Below are 17,346 nucleotides of genomic sequence, written 5' to 3' on the forward strand. Positions count from 1 at the left end.
TGCTCCTTGGTTGCAGCGTCAACTAAGGAGCAGATCATGCCACTATCACTTCGAATCCATGCGCTGTTCGCCATGGAGATCATCAGGGAGTTCCAGGGCTACGGCCTGAGCGTCGTCGCTCAAGAGCATCGAACAGGCAGGTACATCGCAGCGGCTGCCGACGAATTCCACGGGCTCCTCGATCTGGATAGCGCTGCTGCGTTCGTCTGGGTGTCGGAACCTCTATTTGCGAATATTGTAAACGCAGAACGACTGGCTGGCAGGGACATGGATCTGTGCCCTCTTACCGGCTGGGTCTATTTTCCGGCCTCTTCAAACGTGCAGCGCACGATGGCTATTGGCCCAAGGATGGCAGCGCGGTTGAAGGCAGGACAGGCAGTGACGTTGACCGACCTGACCGCTCCCCATCTGAATGCCGCCTTCAAGGCGATGCCGCCCGTCTATTGTACGTGGCCGCTTCGGACGGCGCTCTGGGTAGGGATCCATTACGTGCTGTGGACAAAGCGTCCGTTGATGATCGAATTGCATCATCGTAACCGGGCGCTACTTTGGCACCTGCGAGGTAAATCGGTCATGGCCTATTTTGGGCGCAGGCCGCGCATGAAGATCTGATCCAATCGACCTCGGTCAAGAATGAATTAGGGCTCCTCGCGGAGCCCTTTTTATGTGCCCGGATCACGAGGCCGTCACCACCGTCCCAAGCTGCAGTTCGTATTTGCGCTACACTATTTGCAGGCTGACTTGTGACAAATGAGAGCCTCCTTCGATGGAGGCGGTCATGGTTGCGACAATCGCAGCTGGCACAACAGCGCAGTATTATTCAAAGCAGTCGGAATATTATCTCGGCGGGCACGAGCCTGCGGGCCGTTGGATCTCGGCAACCAACGATCTCGGTGTCACTCACGGCGCCGAGATCGAAAATGCCGTGTTCGAGCGCCTCCACGCTGGCGTTGACGAAGATGGTCAGCTGCTGCTGACGAATGCTGGTGACGTCGCCAAGCGCGTTGCTGGTATCGACCTGACGCTGTCCGCTCCGAAATCCGTGTCGGCTATCTTCGCCCTCGCTGACGATGAGACTCGTCGAGCGATCGAGGTTGCACAGCAGCGGGCTTGCGAAGCAACGATCGCCTTTCTCGATCGTCATGCGGCGTTTTGCAGACGCGGGAAAAATGGCCTGCATTTGGAACGCGCTTCGCTCACGGTGGCGTCGTTCCAGCATGGTGAAGCCAGGCCTGTTGCCCACGACAGCGGCAAAATCTTCGCCGATCCGAATCTGCATACACATAATGTAATTTTGAACTGCGCCGTTCGCGCCGACGGCACGATCGGCGCGTTGGACGCCAGGCATCTGTTCGCCCACAAGATGGCGGCCGGCGCTACCTACCATCTCGCACTCGCTACCGAATTGCAGAAGCTCGGTTTTGCCGTCGCTGACGTCGGCAAAAACGGCATCTTCGAAATCGCCGGCGTTCCTCGGGACCTGCGGGAGTACTTCTCGGCACGGCGGCACGAGGTCGAATCGGCCATCGCTGCGGAAGGCCTGACCACGTCAGAGGCGCCAGTGCTCGCCGCGGCGATCGCGAAGGGTACGCGCACCTCGAAACAAGAGCAGGGACCGAACGACCGGTTCGCGGTCTGGGCGAACGAGGCGTCGCGGTTCGTAGACGTAGAGCGCTTCGTCGCTGACCTGCAAACCTATCGCGATCACGACCCGGCAGAACACGACAAAATCATCGCCGAGCGCATGGCGGCGTTGCCTGACCAGCTGACCGCACACGAAAGTGTCTTTGAGGCGCGACAGCTTTATGCGGCCGTGGCAACGGCGCTCGTCGGCACCGGCGCCAACGCCAAGCGTGTCGATTTCGAGGCGGAACGCCTCGTCGAGATGGGCGTACTGGTTGAGCTCGGTCGAGATAAGCTTTCGCAGCCGATCTATTCGACGGCGACACAAATCGCAATCGAGCGGAATCTCCTCGCGCTCACCGTGCGTCTGCTTAATCAACGGCGTTCCGCGCCCGACGAGGAGCGCGTGGCCGAATTGTGCCGCGCCCACGGCCTTAACGAGGGGCAAGCGCGGGCCGCACGTTCTGCGACAACCACTGCAGCAGTTGCGATCGTCGAAGGCGCCGCCGGCTCCGGCAAGACCACGATGCTGGCACCCGTGGTTGCCGCCTATCGCGCCGCCGGCATGCGGGTCATCGGCACCGCGACGGCTTGGAAAATCGCGAACCAGCTCAAGGACGACCTCGGTATCCAAGCAAAGGCAACCGACGCATGGATTGCGTCCGCGCGTGCGGGTGGCCAGTTCCTGGACCGCAACACCGTTCTGGTCGTCGATGAAGCCGGGCTTCTCTCCTCGCGACAGATGTATGACTCGCTCGCGGAAGTCGAGCGAGCCGGCGCGAAGGTGGTCCTCGTCGGCGATCGACAGCAGCTGCAGGCGGTCGGCGCCGGGCCGGGGCTGGCCATCGTCGCCAGCGTTACGGATCAGGCCCGGGTCGACAACATCGTGCGCCAGCATGAAGCATGGGCGCGCCGGGCGGTTACGGATTTCGCCCGGGGCAATGCGACAGAGGGCCTGCAGGCCTATAGCGAACGCGGATTACTGACCATCGCAGCGAGCGAGAAGCTGGCGATCCGGCAACTGGTCGACGCCTGGGCAGCCACGCAGCAGGTCGTCTCAAACCCGTCCACCCTCCTGATCGCCAAGACCAATGCCCAGGTTCGTGCTCTCAACGAGGAAGTGCGAGCCCAGCTCAAGGCGCCTCACCAGATCCTGGGCGATGAGATCGCCATCTCCGCGGTGACGCCATCCGGGCACGGCCAGACCCTGAATTTGGCCATGGGGGACCGCATCAGGTTCCTGATGCGTCAGGATGCGCTCGGCGTCGTCAACGGCACGACAGCAACCATCACCCATATCGATGGCGCAGACGGTGAAGACCCGACTATCAGCGTCGTCATCGGAGATCGGCTCACGAACTTCAGGCCGTCCGATCTTGCCGATGAGCATGGCCGCGCTCAGCTCGGCCATGCCTACGCTACCACGATCTACGGCTGCCAGGGCCTGACCACGGACCACGCGTTCGTCCTGCTCGATCCTTCAATGAACCGGCACGACATCTACGTCGCCGCCAGCCGTGCGCGAATCCAGACGCAGCATTTCCTGAGCACCCAGGGATGTGACGCCCACATCAAACTGGAGCTGCCGTTGTCGGAACGGCGCGGGGCGGTCATCGATCAGGAAACGCGCATGGCGTGGCTCGCGGCCCGGCTGTCCCGCGTCCAGGTCAAGAGTTGCACGCTCGACCCCACGCTGGAATTCGCCGCGCGATCGCGCGCGCCGGAACGCGAGCAGTCACGGAGCTATGACCGTGGCTAGGGCAAGAAACACCGCGCGCCCGCGGCGGTTGCGGGACAAGCCTCAAGCACCCGACCTATCTCAGCCCGAGTGCGGCCAGACGGTGGCCGTCACGACCGATGAACCGATCCTGGTCGACGATCTGCCCGAGATGATTCCCGTCACTGGCCCGGAGCTGGATGTCATCGAAACTTACCTCGGCAACCTGATCGACCGGCTGCTTATGGACGTCGCCTCCGACAGGGCCGTGACGCCCACTCTCGCCTCGAATCCAGGGATGTCCATCCGGGCCTCCCGCCCTAGACCGTGACTAGTCACGCCATGTGCCCTCCTGACCCGACCAGCGACAAACCTGACAACAACGCCTCCACCGGCACGGCTGATGGCAATGCCGACGCTGCCCAGGAGCAGAATTACGTCGTTGGCCCGCTGACGGACGATGAACTGCTGGCCGGCGGCATGGATCGCGTTGTGGCCTTCGTCCGAACGAAACGGTCAAAAGAAGCACTGCGGAAGGAAAAACAGCGAAAAAAGCAGCACGACAACGGCACACGTCAAATCAACCTCGACGTTCCCAATAACGACCGTTCGCGTGCGACTATGCGGGGCGCTGCAATCGCGATCAAAGACGAGGTGTCGCACCAGGCTATCGAATTGCTGCTGGCTAACGAGGACTTGCGCCCCCTGATCGTCGGCGCCGCCGCGCGACCCGAGATTCGCGAAATAGTCGGCCTTATCCGGCAGCGACAGGCAACGACAAACTCGTTGAACGCTGCAAAGCTTATCATCAACGATCCGGATCTGGCCACGCTGGTCGAGAGGGCGATCGCGACCGGCCGCGTGCGAGAGGCCATGGAGGTGGCAGCCGCCAATCCGGAGTTTGTATTTTTCGGGCGCAACGCCGCCACTGAGCGCAGCCCCTGCGCCTGGCTGGCGCGGCTCCTGCTTCGTGTTCGCAGAACTCGTCGCGCAGGACCATAGCGCCTACTCCAACCAGGAAGTTCATGCGCCGCAAATCCTGAAAGCAGTGCTTGAACCAATCCTCGAACCGACAAGAATCGGCCAGTTATGCCCGGAAAATAGGACTTTGCGGCGGCCTATAGAGCTGCGAAACTCCGCCGAACACCGTGAAAGTGACAGAATTCATGAGCAATCGTAAACGTAACGCAACAGCCTCCGTTGGGACCAATAGAACTCGCGTTGCGCTTTATTTGCGCGTCTCAACGGATCGACAGCGGCAGCACGACCTGTCGATTCCGGACCAACGGGCGCAAATTTTGGCGTGGTGCGACACCAACGGCCATCAGACCGTGGCGGAGTTTGTCGAAGGAGGAGCGACAGGGACTGACGACAAACGGCCGGTTTTCCAACAAATGATCGAACGCGCCTGCGACGGTGACAACGCGTTCGATGTTATCGCCGTGCATAGCTATAGCCGGTTCTTTCGCGACGCGTTCGGCCAGGAATTTTATCTGCGCAAACTGGCCAAACAGGGCGTCAAGCTGGTTTCGATTACCCAGCCACTCGGCGACGATGATGATCCGGCGCAAGCGATGATGCGCAAGGTCATTGCGCTATTCGATGAATATCAGTCCAAAGAGAACGCAAAACACGTTTTGCGCAACATGAAGCTTAACGCCCAGCAGGGCTTCTGGAACGGTTCGCCCGTCCCTCTTGGCTATGTCCTCGTCGAGGTCGAAAAACGCGGCACCAAGATCAAGAAGACATTAGCCATCGACCCCGTCGATGCCGAAACCGTCCAGCTCATTTTCAAGCTGTATATTTATGGCGACGGCACGTCCGGGGCGCTCGGCGTCAAAGAGGTCGTGAAATGGCTCAACAGCCGCGGCCATCGCACGCGCAAGGGCAAAACCTTTGGCGTCGGCACCATCTACAAGATTCTTACCAACACGACCTACAAAGGTGAGTGGAAATTCAACCGGATGTCATCCCGCACCGGAAAATGGAAGCCTGAGGAAGAGGTCGTCACGTCAGCGGTCCCCGCGATCATCGAGCCTCACCTGTTTGAGCAGGTCCAGCGCCAGCTTCATGCCCGCAGTCCGAAGGTCGCCGCGCCACGCGTGACGACGGGACCGATCCTGCTCACCGGACTCGCCAGATGCGGAACCTGCAATGGCGGAATGACCCTGCGGACTGGCACCTCGAAGACCGGTGCCATGCATCGATATTATACGTGCTCCACCTGCGCCCGAAAGGGCAAGACGGTCTGCAAAGGCCGGTCGATACCGATGGATAAGCTCGACAATCTCGTCACCACCCACATGACCGAACGGCTGTTTCAGCCGGAGCGTCTGGCCATGATCTTGTCCTCGCTGGCATCGCGGCGTTCGGAAAAGGCCGACGCCGTCAATGCTCGCGTAACCGCTTTGCACCGGGAAGTCACCGACGCCGACGACAAGCTCAAGCGGCTCTATCGACTGGTCGAGGACGGCATGACCGAAATGGACGACGTCCTGAAGGATCGTCTCAACACCTTGAAGGCCGATCGGGATCGCGCCAAGGCCGCGCTTGAACGTGCCAAATCGCATTCAGCACAAGCCATCCAGATCGACCCCGCGCTGCTGGAACAGTTCGGTCGCAGCATGCGTGAGAACATCACCTCCGGATCGATTCCATTCCGCAAGGCCTATCTGCAGTCCCTCATCGACGTGGTCGAGGTCGACGATGCCCAAATCCGGATCAAAGGCAGCAAAGACGTGCTCGAAAGGGCGGTCTTGGCCAGCCGGAACGGGGCCGTTCCGGGTTCGCAGATGAGTACTGAGTGGCGCTCCCTAGGGGAATCGAACCCCTGTTTCAGCCTTGAGAGGGCCGCGTCCTAACCGCTAGACGAAGGGAGCAAGCGCAGCGAAGGGATAACCTCGAAAGGCCGCACCTGCAAGGCTTGAGAGCCGGCGAAACTGATATATGCGCCCGCTCCATGCTCATCGTTGTGCCGGCATGCCAGCGAATGGAACGACGGTTAACGCCCGGTGCGTATAACGCTTACGGCTCGAGAGCGAATTTCAGCCGCCCCACGGGCTTCAACGTCTTCGCGTCATAGGTGCGGATTTCAGTCACGCCGCCGATATCGACGGTCACCGCCAGCCGGTCGCCAGCGGTGGCGGTCGAGACAATCCGCGCGCCCTTCGGCAAGGTCGCGGTCACATCCGTCACCTGAACGCTTCCATCGGTGCGGAAAAGGCGGTAGCCGATGACAACCAGCAGGACCCCCACCCCGACCGCCGTGGTCAGGCCGGCGATCACCATCATCCGGCGCACCCGCGCAATCAGCGCGGCTTGCTCGGGGGTCGGTTCGGGCGCAACAGTTTCAGACATGCAAAACTCTTCCAGTTCTTCCGAAAACGAAAACAGCCGTCACGAGGTCACGGTCGAAGGCGACGAAGGATCGCGACGGCTGGACCGCGTGCTCGCCGTGCGCAGTCCCGACCTGTCGCGCTCGCGCCTCAAGGCGCTGATCCTCGCAGGCCAGGTGACTATCGGCGGCTCCCCGGTTCGCGACCCCGCTTATCATGTCAATGCGGGGGATACGATCACAATCGACGTACCGCCCGCCGCCCCCGCCGATCCCGAAGGCGAGAATATCCCACTCGATATCGTGTTCGAGGACGACGACATCATCGTCATCAACAAGCCGAAGAACCTCGTGGTGCATCCTGCCGCAGGGCACGAGACCGGAACGCTGGTCAATGCTCTCATTGCCCATTGCGGCGCAAGCCTTTCCGGCATTGGCGGTGTGAAACGGCCGGGCATCGTCCACCGCCTCGACAAGGATACCACCGGCCTGATGGTGGTGGCCAAGAACGACCGCGCCCACCAGTCGCTGTCGGCGCAGTTCGCCGACCATGGCCGCACCGGCGAGATGCGGCGCGGCTATATGGCGTTCGCCTGGGGATCGCCCGGCCGGCAACGCGGCACCATCGACCAGCCGATCGACCGCCACCCCTATTCGCGGGACAAGATGGCGGTGCGCCAGGGGGGCCGCGACGCGGTCACCCACTGGGAGATGATCGAGGCCTTCAACGGCCGCGATAGCAAGCCGGTTGCTTCCCTGCTTGCCTGCCAGCTCGAGACCGGCCGCACCCACCAGATCCGCGTCCACCTCGCCCATTTCGGCCACCCCCTGCTCGGCGACGAGGTCTACGGCTCCGGCTTCAAGACCAAGGCCCGCCAGCTCGGGCCGCAAAGCCAGGCGGCTTTGACCGCCCTTGGCAGACAGGCCCTCCATGCATATTTGCTGGTAATCGAACACCCGGTGTCCGGAGAGATTTTGCACTGGGAATCGCCGCTGCCGGAGGATTTGGTTCTGCTTGAGGCAGCCCTTCGTAGAATAGACTAAAAGGGATGCGCTAAAAAGCCGCATGGTTACAGACATTTAACCCGTGTCACGGGTTCGTGACCCCGTTTTGTTCTTCCCTCCCCCTCGGGTTTTGGAGTATGTTGCACCTGCGCTGGGATCGTCCCGGCGCGGAACATTGCAGAGCTTCCGGCTTTGACACAGCGGATGGCCTGCCTCGCCCGCCGCTATCGGGGGCGTGAACTTGGAGGGCGCGACATGGCCCGTGCAGCTACTCTTCCGGTTCTCAACGGAGAATCCGGTCTTGCTCACTACCTGACTGAAATCCGCAAGTTCCCGATGCTTGAGCCGCAGCAGGAATACATGCTGGCCAAGCGTTGGCGGGAACATGACGACCGCGATGCGGCGCATCAGCTCGTCACCAGCCATCTGCGGCTCGTGGCCAAGATTGCCATGGGCTATCGCGGCTACGGCCTGCCGATTTCCGAGGTCGTCTCGGAAGGCAACGTCGGCCTGATGCAGGCGGTGAAACGTTTCGAGCCCGAAAAGGGCTTCCGTCTGGCCACCTATGCGATGTGGTGGATCAAGGCGTCGATCCAGGAATACATCCTGCGTTCGTGGTCGCTCGTGAAAATGGGCACCACCGCGAACCAGAAGAAGCTGTTCTTCAACCTGCGCAAGGCGAAGAGCAAGATCTCCGCGCTTGAAGAGGGCGATCTTCGTCCCGAACAGGTGAAGCAGATCGCAACCTCTCTCGGCGTCACCGAGCAGGACGTGATCGACATGAACCGCCGCCTCGGCGGCGACGCGTCGCTCAACGCACCGATCCGTGACGACGGCGAACCCGGCGAATGGCAGGACTGGCTGGTCGATACCTCGCCCAACCAGGAAGCCATCATGGCGGAGAGCGAGGAGTTCGATCATCGCCGCAGCGCCCTGACCGGCGCGATGGGCGTGCTCAACGACCGCGAACGCCGGATCTTCGAGGCGCGGCGTCTGGCTGAAGAGCCGATGACGCTGGAAGACCTTGCCGCCGAATTCGGCGTGTCGCGCGAGCGCGTGCGGCAGATCGAGGTCCGCGCGTTCGAGAAGGTGCAGGCGGCGGTGAAAACCACCGTCGCGCGCCAGGAACAGGCGGCGCTGGAAGCGGCTTACTAAGCCTGCGCTTCGAACTGGATACGAAAGCCGGCCTTCGGGCCGGCTTTTTTGTTGCTTTTTCCCCTCTCCCCTTGTGGGAGAGGGTGCTGAGCGGCAAAGCCGCGAAGTGGGGTGAGGGGGTATGTTGCCACGACTGCGAAGAGACCCCTCACCCGGTTTCTCGCTGAGCTCGAAACCACCCTCTCCCACAAGGGGAGAGGGAAAGAAAAGGCGCCGCCACTCCCCGCCCGTCTCACGTCCGCCAAACACTCCATCCCCGGAATAGTTCTTGCAAAGCAGGTGCTGTCAGCAAGATGCTGCAGGAACCAGGACAAGGAGCGATCATGAAACCGAGACGGCTGATGCAGGCGCACCTTCGGCGGCTGACGATTTTCACGTGCCTGCTCGTCTCCGTATCCGCCAGCGCACAGACATGGCCATCGAAGCTGATCAAGGCCACCATTCCGTTCGGCGCCGGCAGCGCCACGGACGTCGTCCCGCGCATGTTCCTGGAGCGGCTGTCGGCGGAACTGGGGCAGCCGATCGTGGTCGAGAACCGCGCCGGAGCCGGAGGCACCATCGGCACAGCCACCGTGGCCCGCGCCGAACCGGATGGCTACACCATCCTCGCCCACTCCTCGGCGATCACCATCGCGCCGGCAATCTTCACCGAACTCACCTACGACGCGACCAAAGACCTGTCGTCGGCATTGATGATCGGCTCCAGCGCGAACGTCATGATCACATCGCCATCGAAGCCATGGAAAACCGTGCAGGAATTCCAGACAGCCGCTAAAGCGAAGGACGCGTCCATTACATTCGGCTCGGTCGGAATCGGCAGCGCAACCCACATCAGCGCCGAGAAATTCCGTCTTGCCGCCGGAATCGAAGCGACTCACATTCCGTATCGCGGCGGCGCGGAAGTCATCACCGACATCATCGGCGGCCGCATCGATTTCTATTTCTGCCCGCTCGCCACCGCGCTGCCGCTGATCAACAGCGGCCAGGTCTGGGCGCTGGTGGTGTCGACGCCGCAGCGTGTCGCGGACCTGCCCGACGTTCCGTCCCCGACCGATGTTGGCCTTAAGGGCGCGGACACCGCGATCTGGTTCGGCGTGTTCGTGCCGTCGAAAACGCCGAAGGACATCGTCGACAAGCTTTACGCCACCGGCACGAAAGTGCTGGCGACGCCCGACATGCAGCGCGACCTGAAAAAACTCGGTGTCGAGCCGTGGCCGATGAAACCCGCCGAAATGGACGCAATGGTCGCGCGCGAAACCATCGCGAGCGCCGAGCTCATCAAGGCCGCCGGGATCAAGTGACCCGGCGAAGGACGTGCGGGCGTTTCGCACGCGCTCACGACGAGGTGGTGCGGCGCTCGCGCCGCCGCCGCAGGATTTCCTGATGCACCTCCTCGATCGCGCAGGACTGTTCGAATGAGGATAATGGAATTCGCGGCATGGTTGCGATGCAAGCGCGCGACAGGCTTGCGCAGCGCCGCGCACGACGGCAGGCACTGATCCGGCAGGTGCGATAGCCGCGCACATAATCCGACATCTCGCGCTGCATGATGTTGACACAGAAGTCGTAGTCGCGCTGGGCCTGTTCGGCTTTGATCTCGGCCATCGGGCGCGCGCGGCGCGGGTCATCGGGATCGAACATCGTGATCATGCAAACATCTCCGCCAAAAATCTGGGTGAAGGATTTGGGCATGCGGCTGCGGTCCCCGCGCGAACGCGTGGGCGGCCTCACCGAAACTGGCCCCCACTGAGGGGGCGGAACGCCGAAAGGCGCACGGGTGGAGTGGCGCGCAGCGGATGATCCGCGACGCGCATCGCCTTTCGGCGCTCCGCCGCGGCGATTTGTGTCCCCGGGATCGTGCTTCCGGGACAGGACGAGCGCGACACGCGCCCCGATCCGGCAGGCTTTCGCCCGCCTTCATCCTGTCCTCGTCCAGCTCATTGCGAGCAGAGCCACGTAGTTGGCCCGGACGATGACCCGAGGCCTCCCGGACGCGAGGGAGAACGTCTCTCCCGCGCGCGCAGGCGCCGCATCCCGCCCCGCGCATCGAAGCGTCCTAGGACACGCCCCTCAAGTGAGGCGGGATGGGGAGAGGATGCGTTAGTGTGGGGAGAATGTCAAGGAATATTTTCCTAAAAAAACTCAAGTCAATCAGGCAACGATATGCGAGCAAGTTTTCCACTTTCGACTTCGTTTCGCAGAGCGACCAGAGTTTCCTCATCGATAATTAATCGACGCACCGGCACCTTCGAGACAACATACGGAGGAATTGAAAGACCGGTTGAAGCAACATCTGGATTGGAGTGGGTCGAGAAGCCCGCTTCCTTTCTGAAAATTGCGTACGATAACGAGTCCGCCATTGCCAAAGGCAGGCAGGCATCCTTCGATTCAAATGAGATCGCACCGAGCATCGGCCTGTACCGGGCAATTAAGCTATCGACAATATCAGCATAAATTCTAATAGCGTCACCGGCGTTCCGATGTCCCGTTTCTAAAACAACATTCAACGGCCAGTCATCTTCTCTTTCCTTCATGAATATCATTGCCCGCCACATACTCACGCGGAAGCAAAGACCATATTGACTGTCAAGAACACGGCGCGGTCGTCCGCTTCCGCCGCGATAAATTGATTTGTATGTATTGGATGCGAGAATACTACCTAGTCCAAAAGACATGTGGTCATCAGCAAGCTTCAAGAACTTGGAATTAAACTGACCACTCTGCGCCCGTGTCCAGTTCTTAAAATCATTCTTCCGCCTGCGAAAATCTACAGCATGAAAGACTTTAACACCGCTCGCTTGCAGCAGAGTAGAAATCTCGACTTGGTATGTCTCCCATTGAGCGATTGTTGCGATGAAGCCGCCCATAATCACTGCTGGTGACGCTTCTCCGTGCGTGCCACTCTCATCAAAATAGGCAGTCATAGCCATGCAATGCACTTCCAGTTTCTTCTGACAGTTGGAACCTCTGTTATAGATTCTGAACTCACGCCGCCTTCGTCTTTTTCTTCTGCGGCTTCGCCACCAGATTCAATCCGAGCGCATGAAGCACCTTCATGACCGTGCCGAACTCGGGCTTCGCATCGCCGCCAAGCGCGCGATAGAGATTCTCGCGAGAGAGACCCGTCTTCTCCGCGACTGCCGTCATCCCCTGCGACCGCGCGACCGCACCAATCGCCTTTGAGATATAGGCGACATCTTCCGTCTCGAATGCTTCAGTGAGATATGCCGCGATCACCTCGGGACTGTCGAGATACTCGGCGGGATCGAATGGTTTGGCTTTCTTCATGCTGTAGCTTACACGCTACAGGCGGTGGATTTCAAGGATCACCCCACCCGACTGGCCTGCGGCCAGCCACCCTCCCCATCGAGGGGAGGGATAGGAGATGCGGCGCCACGCGCGACTCGCGTTTCTTCTCGCCCCTTGTGGGGAGGGTCGGCGCAAAGCGCCGGGGTGGGGGTCGGTCATTGCGAGGAGCGCTTGCGACGAAGCAATCCAGTTCTTGCTCGTTGCAAGATGGATTGCTTCGCTACGCTCGCAATGACGACGAGGTCTTCACCTCGCCCCGTTCTTACGGGGAGAGGTCGGATTGCCATAAGCGCGTTTACGCGCGTCTGCGACGCGCTATGGCAATCCGGGCGAGGGGCTGCTTCATCGTGCATATTGCGAACGCGCCCCTCACCCCGACCCTCTCCCCGCGAGCGGGGAGAGGGAGCAGACTCGCTCAACCCGCCCCTACTCCACCCTTGCGCCCGCGAACTTGACCACCTTCTCCCACTTGTCGGTTTCGGACACGATGATCTTGCCGAAATCCTCCGGTGGACCGGTGAGCGTCACGCCGCCCATGTCCGCGATCTTCTTTTTCATCTCGGGCTCGGCCAGGATCGCGTTGATCTCCTTGTTGAGCTTGGCGATGATCTCCTTCGGCGTTTTCGCGGGCGCGCCCATGCCGAACCACGCGCTGGCTTCATAACCCTTCACGGTATCGCCGACGGTGGGAATGTTCGGCAGTTCGGGCGAACGGGACTCCGTCGTCACCGCCAGCGCCCGCAGCGTTCCCGCCCGGATGTGCGAAATCGCCGAGGGCATGTTGTCGAACATCACCTGCACGCGTCCTGACAGCAGATCGGTGATAGCGGGCGCGGAGCCGCGATACGGAACGTGCTGCATCTCGACGCCGGTCATCGCCTTGAACAATTCACCCGAGAGATGAATCGAGGTGCCGTTGCCGCTTGAGGCCATGTTGACCTTGCCGGGATTGGCCTTCGCATAGGCGACGAATTCCGCCACCGTCTTCGCCGGAAAATCATTCGGCACAATCATTACGTTCGGCACCCGCGCGAGACCCGCCACCGGCGCGATGTCGCGGATGAAGTTGAAGCTCAACTTCGCATAGAGCGAGGCGTTGATGCCGTTGGCGGGATTGACCAGCAGCACCGTGTAGCCATCGGGATCGGCATTCACCACAGCTTCAGTGCCGACGTTGTTGCCCGCGCCCGGCTTGTTCTCGATGATGAACTGCTGACCCAGCCGTTCCGACAGCCGCTGACCGACCAGGCGCGCGAGAATGTCGGTCGCGCCGCCCGGCGGATAGCCGACCACCCAGCGCACCGGACGCGTCGGATAATCCTGCGCTAAAGCGCTACCTGTTGAGAGGAATGCAGCAAAGCCCATCGCGATCAGACCGATCGCGGCGCGTCGTGAAGCCATTTCCTGTTACCTCTTGTTTTTCCCCGGCTGCCGCGACTTGGCGCGCGGTCAGCATGTGTTGATGAACAACACACAAGCGTAACAAACAAAAACGGCAACGAACAAGGTGCGCCAGGCGCGCGGCGCGCTTATGGCAGCGCACAAGAGGTGTACCAGTGGAGTGGATTTGACATTCGCGACCCGTTTGCAGCGGGTTCACAACGCGAACCTCAAATCCAGAACTCCACCAGAAACATATATTTGCTAGTGGTCCTGCCATTCCAACATTCGCAAGAATGCCCGGTGAAACGGTATGCGAATGCTGGAATGGGACCACCAGATTACAGATAGTCCCGGAAATAATCCGACATGCTGTCGTCGTTGTTGGTCATGCCGAAGTCGATCGGCTAATCCAGCAGCAGCGCGCGCGCCTGCGTCTTGTAATCCGGCGACACGTCGTCGACGCCCGGAAGCGGCTGGCGCAGGATGTCCAGATAGGATTTGTAGTTGTCGAGCGTGCCGCTGAAAATGCAGTTGCACACGCCGGGATCGGCATAGACATACCGCGGCGTGCCGCCGGCCTTGTGAACCACGAAGCGGTGCGGCGGCAGTGCTTTCAGCGCGCGCTGATCCGCGGCGTCATTGGCGAACTGAATGCGGAACCCGGCCGAGCGCAGATAGAACGCGTTCTTCTCCAGGAACGGCTTGCTCGGCGTCACATGCTGCGCCGCCAGCGGCCACGCCAGCAAGGCAACAGCAAGAGCCGCCAGCAACGTGAGCCCGCGCCGTGCGGTCCGGGACGCCAGTGGTTGAAGGTTCATTTTCTGCAAGATCATCGTCTGGCTCATTGTCCGGAGCATCGTTGTGCGGAACATCATGGATCACCTTTGCAAGTCGCTTTCGCAAAACACCAGCAGGCGCATGCGCGATCGCTGCGTGGATTCAGTTGGCCCGGCCCTCCGGCTTCTGAACCGGAATGCCCATCGCAAGCGCGCTGTTGAGCGTGTCGCGCAGATTGATCGCGGCCGCGGTTGTCATGCGCAGATGGGCCACCGCCTTCACCCGGCTTGCGACCTTGCCATGCGGCGCGGAGTCGATCAGGCCGGTCGCCAGCATCAGGTTGAGCAGGCCGCCATTGTTGCCGAACGTCGGGCACACCTCGAAGAAAACAATCGGCGCGTCCATGACGCCTTCGATCGGCACGAAGTTCGGATCGGAAAGTACTGCGGGAGTGTCGGCCATCATGTTTCCTTGAATTGTGTCCGGTCGAATTGTGTCTGCGGTCCGGCTGCATCACGTCCGCGTTTACGATTTTGACGTTCGTGTGAAGCATGCATCGCCGCGCGCGGATTGTCTATTCAGCGGCACAAGATGTGGTGCGATTCCCGCTTCGAATCGTCAAAGTGCGCTGCGGTATCGTTACATGTTTGAAGAAAATGTGACTGGAGCTTTTCCAAATTCACATCACTGTATGCGCATTGCAATTCGCGATGCTGACTCACATCTGCCCCATTGCAGCAGCATGGTCCGCTCGCTCGCCGCAGGTGCAATCGCAGCTTCAAAACCAGTCTACAATTACACCTTGAAATACCCGAAGAGGAGAAGCGCATGGTCAATCGCCCACCGGAAACATTCGATCCGGATTATGTCGCTACGCTGAGAAAAATTCTCGACATCGCCGTCGAACAGATCGCGCAGGAGAACCGCACACCCGCGACCAAAGCGAAGATGGCGCAAACGATCGTACGCCGCGCCGCCGACGGCGTCACCGACGCAAACGATCTTGTCTTGAGCGCCGTGCGCGTCGGCGAGACCCGCGCGGCGTGATGATTGGTATGACCACGGTTCTTGCAACACATGCCGTTGTCATCACCCGGCCTGCCCCGGTGATCCATCACTCCAGCCCTAGAGAAAAATTTTGCGAAGAAAATGGATTGCCGGGTCAAGCCCGGCAATGACGGCAGGACAAGCTGACGGCTTAGCAGCCGATAAACGCAGACTCGCCGGACAAACCTACGACCCCGACGCCGCGCTTTTCCGCGCGGCGTGCGGCGTTTCCTTGTCGAGCCGCGGCGCATTGGTCGCGAACTGCTCGTCCTGCGGCATCGACGGCAGATTGCCGCTGGTCTTGGCCTGATCGATCACCTGCGCCAGCAGCCTGAGCCCGAGCGGCGCCAGCGCCCGCTCCCACAGTTCGCGCGCGGTCTCGTTCTTCTTCACAAACACCCAGTCCTGCGCGGCGATCGCACCGGCATCAAGCCGCTCCGACAGATGATAGATCGTGCCGCCGGCGATCGCGTCGCCTTCCTTGATGGTCCACTCCACCGCGGCGATGCCGCGATGGCGCGGCAGCAACGAGGGGTGATAGCCGATGCCGCCATGCCTGGATGCTTTCAGCGCGCCTTCGCTGACCAGCGCATGGCTGTGCGCTGTGACGATGAGATCGGTGCCGGGCGCGATTTCCGAGGCCACGATCAGCTTCGGCTTCGCTTGCACCACGACCTCGATGCCGGCGGCGCGCCCCGCCGCGGCAAGGCGGTCCTCACCGTCGGCGACCACAACGCGGATCACCTCGATGCCATGACCGCGCATCATGTTCAGCGTCTCCACGCCAAAGTGGCGCGAGCCGGCAAGAGTTATTTTCATAGGATCACTGCCCCCAGGCCGTGAATGCTTCGTTGAACGCGCGCTCGCCCGGCGCGCCCTTCTCGATGGCGATGATCGAACGGCGCTGGTTGGCGTAGACCAGCGGAATATCGAACCACGACCGCTCCTTCAGAAGCTGCAGGTTGCGCGCCTTGTCGGCTTCGACATTCGACAGCCCCACCAGGAAGAAGCCGTCGGTCACCTTCACCGCGAGCCCGGCCAGCGGAGTACCGCGCGCCTGCTCGTTGGACTTCATCAACACGCCCGGCACGTTGGCGATGGTGGTACCGAAGTCCGGCGGCAGCACGAAGGTCAGCTCGGCGGTATGGCTCGCCGGCAGCGACGCGTCGGTGTTGCGGCGGATCGAGAGCGACATCTTGATCTTGCGTTCCGGAATATCGATGTCGGCACGCACGCCGATATCCGGCGGCTGGCCGGCGGGCACCTTGACGGATTCCGTGCGCCAGATCACCGAGCCGACATACTGCTTGCCCTGCGGCGCCGAGGGGTCCTCATCGTAGAGCACCACGCGCTGCGCCACCGGCGCAATCTGTTGCGAGCCGGGCTGGCCGACCCGATCGGTGATCTTCGGCCGCGTTCCCGACGCATCCTTCGGCGCGGTGTCGGTCTGTTGCTGTGCAGGCTTTGTGGTCAGCGACTTGATCAGCGAATAGGCTTTCGGCCCGCCCCAGATCGCGCCGCCGATGGCGATGATGCCAACACAGACCGCGATGGCTGTCTTTAGCGGAAATCCGCGCTTGGCCGTCTCGGGCTCGTCACGCGATTGAATGCGCGCGCGCGGCCGGTCATTCGGCTGATAGCGTCCGGCCTCTTCGGCGGATTCATCGTAGCTGTAGGGCGCCGGGCCGCGCTGATCGGGGAAATCCTGCGCCTGGCTGCGGCGCGCCGAACGGGTGGCGCTGCCGAGGTCGTTGGCATCCGCGACGACATCGCGCATGCCGGAGCCCTGCGGACCGCGGCGTGGCGCGCGTGCACCTTCCGTGAATTCGTCGAGCATGCGGGTGTCGTCGCTGCGCTGATCGCGCGCGCGGACGTCACGCATCGACGACGGCAGGCCCTGCTGGACCGGCGGCTGACCGCGGGTCAGCGGCGGCGGCTCATCACCGCGCAGGTTGCGGGGCGAACGCTGCTCAGGCGTTCCATTCGTCTCGGGCCG

At 61.4% G+C, this 17,346-nt stretch carries 17 protein-coding genes, 1 tRNA gene and 1 pseudogene; 9 read left to right on the forward strand and 10 right to left on the reverse strand.

The features are described from left to right. The first annotated feature begins 36 nt into the window (after positions 1-36). From BN32_RS22195 to BN32_RS27920, 5 genes and pseudogenes are all read left to right on the forward strand, one after another. Complete coding sequence (locus tag BN32_RS22195) at positions 37-612, forward strand: hypothetical protein (RefSeq protein ID WP_156947012.1); 576 nt, start codon at positions 37-39, stop codon at positions 610-612. Positions 613-778: 166 nt separating this feature from the next. Continuing rightward, positions 779-3,382, forward strand: a complete 2,604-nt coding sequence (gene mobF / locus BN32_RS22200; protein WP_040427460.1) for a MobF family relaxase — start codon at positions 779-781, stop codon at positions 3,380-3,382. A gap of 82 nt (positions 3,383-3,464) precedes the next feature. Then, positions 3,465-3,671 (forward strand): hypothetical protein, encoded by a 207-nt coding sequence (locus BN32_RS22205; protein WP_244438243.1) that lies wholly within the window; start codon positions 3,465-3,467, stop codon positions 3,669-3,671. A gap of 161 nt (positions 3,672-3,832) precedes the next feature. After that, positions 3,833-4,342: a hypothetical protein gene (locus tag BN32_RS22210; RefSeq protein ID WP_244438244.1), complete on the forward strand. Its 510-nt coding sequence runs from the start codon at positions 3,833-3,835 to the stop codon at positions 4,340-4,342. Between the two features lie 164 nt (positions 4,343-4,506). Then, positions 4,507-5,583, forward strand: a pseudogene (locus tag BN32_RS27920) (recombinase family protein); the annotation flags it as partial. Between the two features lie 561 nt (positions 5,584-6,144). Here the strand turns inward: BN32_RS27920 and BN32_RS22230 are convergent. Both BN32_RS22230 and BN32_RS22235 read right to left on the reverse strand, forming a co-directional pair. Further along, positions 6,145-6,219, reverse strand: a tRNA-Glu gene (locus BN32_RS22230). A 145-nt stretch (positions 6,220-6,364) separates the two neighbouring features. Continuing rightward, positions 6,365-6,697 (reverse strand): hypothetical protein, encoded by a 333-nt coding sequence (locus tag BN32_RS22235; protein ID WP_019195807.1) that lies wholly within the window; start codon positions 6,695-6,697, stop codon positions 6,365-6,367. On the opposite strand from BN32_RS22235, the gene BN32_RS22240 reads away from it, so the two are divergent. The 3 genes from BN32_RS22240 (at position 6,696) to BN32_RS22255 (ending at position 10,135) form a co-directional block, all read left to right on the forward strand. After that, entirely contained in the window at positions 6,696-7,718 is a 1,023-nt protein-coding gene (locus BN32_RS22240; RefSeq protein ID WP_019195806.1) for an RluA family pseudouridine synthase, read from the forward strand. The genes BN32_RS22235 and BN32_RS22240 overlap by 2 nt on opposite strands. 216 nt (positions 7,719-7,934) lie before the next feature. Then, on the forward strand, positions 7,935-8,834 hold the full coding sequence (gene rpoH, locus BN32_RS22245) for an RNA polymerase sigma factor RpoH (protein WP_040427462.1): 900 nt from the start codon (positions 7,935-7,937) through the stop codon (positions 8,832-8,834). Positions 8,835-9,157: 323 nt separating this feature from the next. Beyond that, a complete protein-coding gene (locus BN32_RS22255; protein WP_040427231.1) occupies positions 9,158-10,135 on the forward strand; it encodes a Bug family tripartite tricarboxylate transporter substrate binding protein in 978 nt (325 codons plus the stop codon). A 34-nt stretch (positions 10,136-10,169) separates the two neighbouring features. Here BN32_RS22255 and BN32_RS22260 read toward each other — a convergent pair whose 3' ends face one another. From BN32_RS22260 to BN32_RS22285, 6 genes are all read right to left on the reverse strand, one after another. Then, entirely contained in the window at positions 10,170-10,484 is a 315-nt protein-coding gene (locus tag BN32_RS22260; RefSeq protein WP_152343685.1) for a hypothetical protein, read from the reverse strand. 497 nt (positions 10,485-10,981) lie between these two features. Then, a complete protein-coding gene (locus tag BN32_RS22265) occupies positions 10,982-11,764 on the reverse strand; it encodes a DUF3800 domain-containing protein (RefSeq protein WP_019195802.1) in 783 nt (260 codons plus the stop codon). 55 nt (positions 11,765-11,819) lie between these two features. Beyond that, complete coding sequence (locus BN32_RS22270) at positions 11,820-12,122, reverse strand: addiction module antidote protein (RefSeq protein ID WP_019195801.1); 303 nt, start codon at positions 12,120-12,122, stop codon at positions 11,820-11,822. Between the two features lie 447 nt (positions 12,123-12,569). Continuing rightward, entirely contained in the window at positions 12,570-13,544 is a 975-nt protein-coding gene (locus BN32_RS22275) for a Bug family tripartite tricarboxylate transporter substrate binding protein (RefSeq protein WP_019195800.1), read from the reverse strand. Between the two features lie 386 nt (positions 13,545-13,930). Further along, positions 13,931-14,359, reverse strand: a complete 429-nt coding sequence (locus tag BN32_RS22280; RefSeq protein ID WP_244438245.1) for a hypothetical protein — start codon at positions 14,357-14,359, stop codon at positions 13,931-13,933. Between the two features lie 106 nt (positions 14,360-14,465). Next, positions 14,466-14,765 carry a hypothetical protein gene (locus BN32_RS22285; protein WP_040427464.1) on the reverse strand — a complete coding sequence of 100 codons (300 nt, stop codon included), beginning with the start codon at positions 14,763-14,765 and terminating at the stop codon, positions 14,466-14,468. Between the two features lie 366 nt (positions 14,766-15,131). Between BN32_RS22285 and BN32_RS22290 the strand changes: the two genes are divergently transcribed. Then, positions 15,132-15,350, forward strand: coding sequence for a hypothetical protein (locus BN32_RS22290; RefSeq protein ID WP_019195797.1), 219 nt, complete (start codon positions 15,132-15,134; stop codon positions 15,348-15,350). A 186-nt stretch (positions 15,351-15,536) separates the two neighbouring features. Here the strand turns inward: BN32_RS22290 and BN32_RS22295 are convergent, their stop codons facing one another. After that, on the reverse strand, positions 15,537-16,169 hold the full coding sequence (locus tag BN32_RS22295; protein WP_019195796.1) for a formyltransferase family protein: 633 nt from the start codon (positions 16,167-16,169) through the stop codon (positions 15,537-15,539). Positions 16,170-16,173: 4 nt separating this feature from the next. Continuing rightward, the coding region (locus tag BN32_RS22300; RefSeq protein ID WP_051488562.1) for a hypothetical protein at positions 16,174-17,346 on the reverse strand (1,173 nt) is incomplete at its 5' end.

This window comes from Afipia birgiae 34632 (assembly GCF_000308295.2).
GTDB classification, from domain to species: Bacteria; Pseudomonadota; Alphaproteobacteria; order Rhizobiales; family Xanthobacteraceae; genus Afipia; species Afipia birgiae.

Bases quoted from the DNA above. Each gene is read 5' to 3' on its own strand.
- BN32_RS22295 (WP_019195796.1), bottom strand. From the start codon at position 16,169: ATGAAAATAACTCTTGCCGGCTCGCGCCACTTTGGCGTGGAGACGCTG.
- BN32_RS22285 (WP_040427464.1), bottom strand. From the start codon at position 14,765: ATGGCCGACACTCCCGCAGTACTTTCCGATCCGAACTTCGTGCCGATC.
- BN32_RS22260 (WP_152343685.1), bottom strand. From the start codon at position 10,484: ATGATCACGATGTTCGATCCCGATGACCCGCGCCGCGCGCGCCCGATG.
- BN32_RS22270 (WP_019195801.1), bottom strand. From the start codon at position 12,122: ATGAAGAAAGCCAAACCATTCGATCCCGCCGAGTATCTCGACAGTCCC.
- BN32_RS22195 (WP_156947012.1), top strand. From the start codon at position 37: ATGCCACTATCACTTCGAATCCATGCGCTGTTCGCCATGGAGATCATC.
- BN32_RS22280 (WP_244438245.1), bottom strand. From the start codon at position 14,359: ATGATCTTGCAGAAAATGAACCTTCAACCACTGGCGTCCCGGACCGCA.
- BN32_RS22265 (WP_019195802.1), bottom strand. From the start codon at position 11,764: ATGGCTATGACTGCCTATTTTGATGAGAGTGGCACGCACGGAGAAGCG.
- BN32_RS22235 (WP_019195807.1), bottom strand. From the start codon at position 6,697: ATGTCTGAAACTGTTGCGCCCGAACCGACCCCCGAGCAAGCCGCGCTG.
- BN32_RS22240 (WP_019195806.1), top strand. From the start codon at position 6,696: ATGCAAAACTCTTCCAGTTCTTCCGAAAACGAAAACAGCCGTCACGAG.
- BN32_RS22255 (WP_040427231.1), top strand. From the start codon at position 9,158: ATGAAACCGAGACGGCTGATGCAGGCGCACCTTCGGCGGCTGACGATT.
- mobF (WP_040427460.1), top strand. From the start codon at position 779: ATGGTTGCGACAATCGCAGCTGGCACAACAGCGCAGTATTATTCAAAG.
- rpoH (WP_040427462.1), top strand. From the start codon at position 7,935: ATGGCCCGTGCAGCTACTCTTCCGGTTCTCAACGGAGAATCCGGTCTT.
- BN32_RS22290 (WP_019195797.1), top strand. From the start codon at position 15,132: ATGGTCAATCGCCCACCGGAAACATTCGATCCGGATTATGTCGCTACG.
- BN32_RS22275 (WP_019195800.1), bottom strand. From the start codon at position 13,544: ATGGCTTCACGACGCGCCGCGATCGGTCTGATCGCGATGGGCTTTGCT.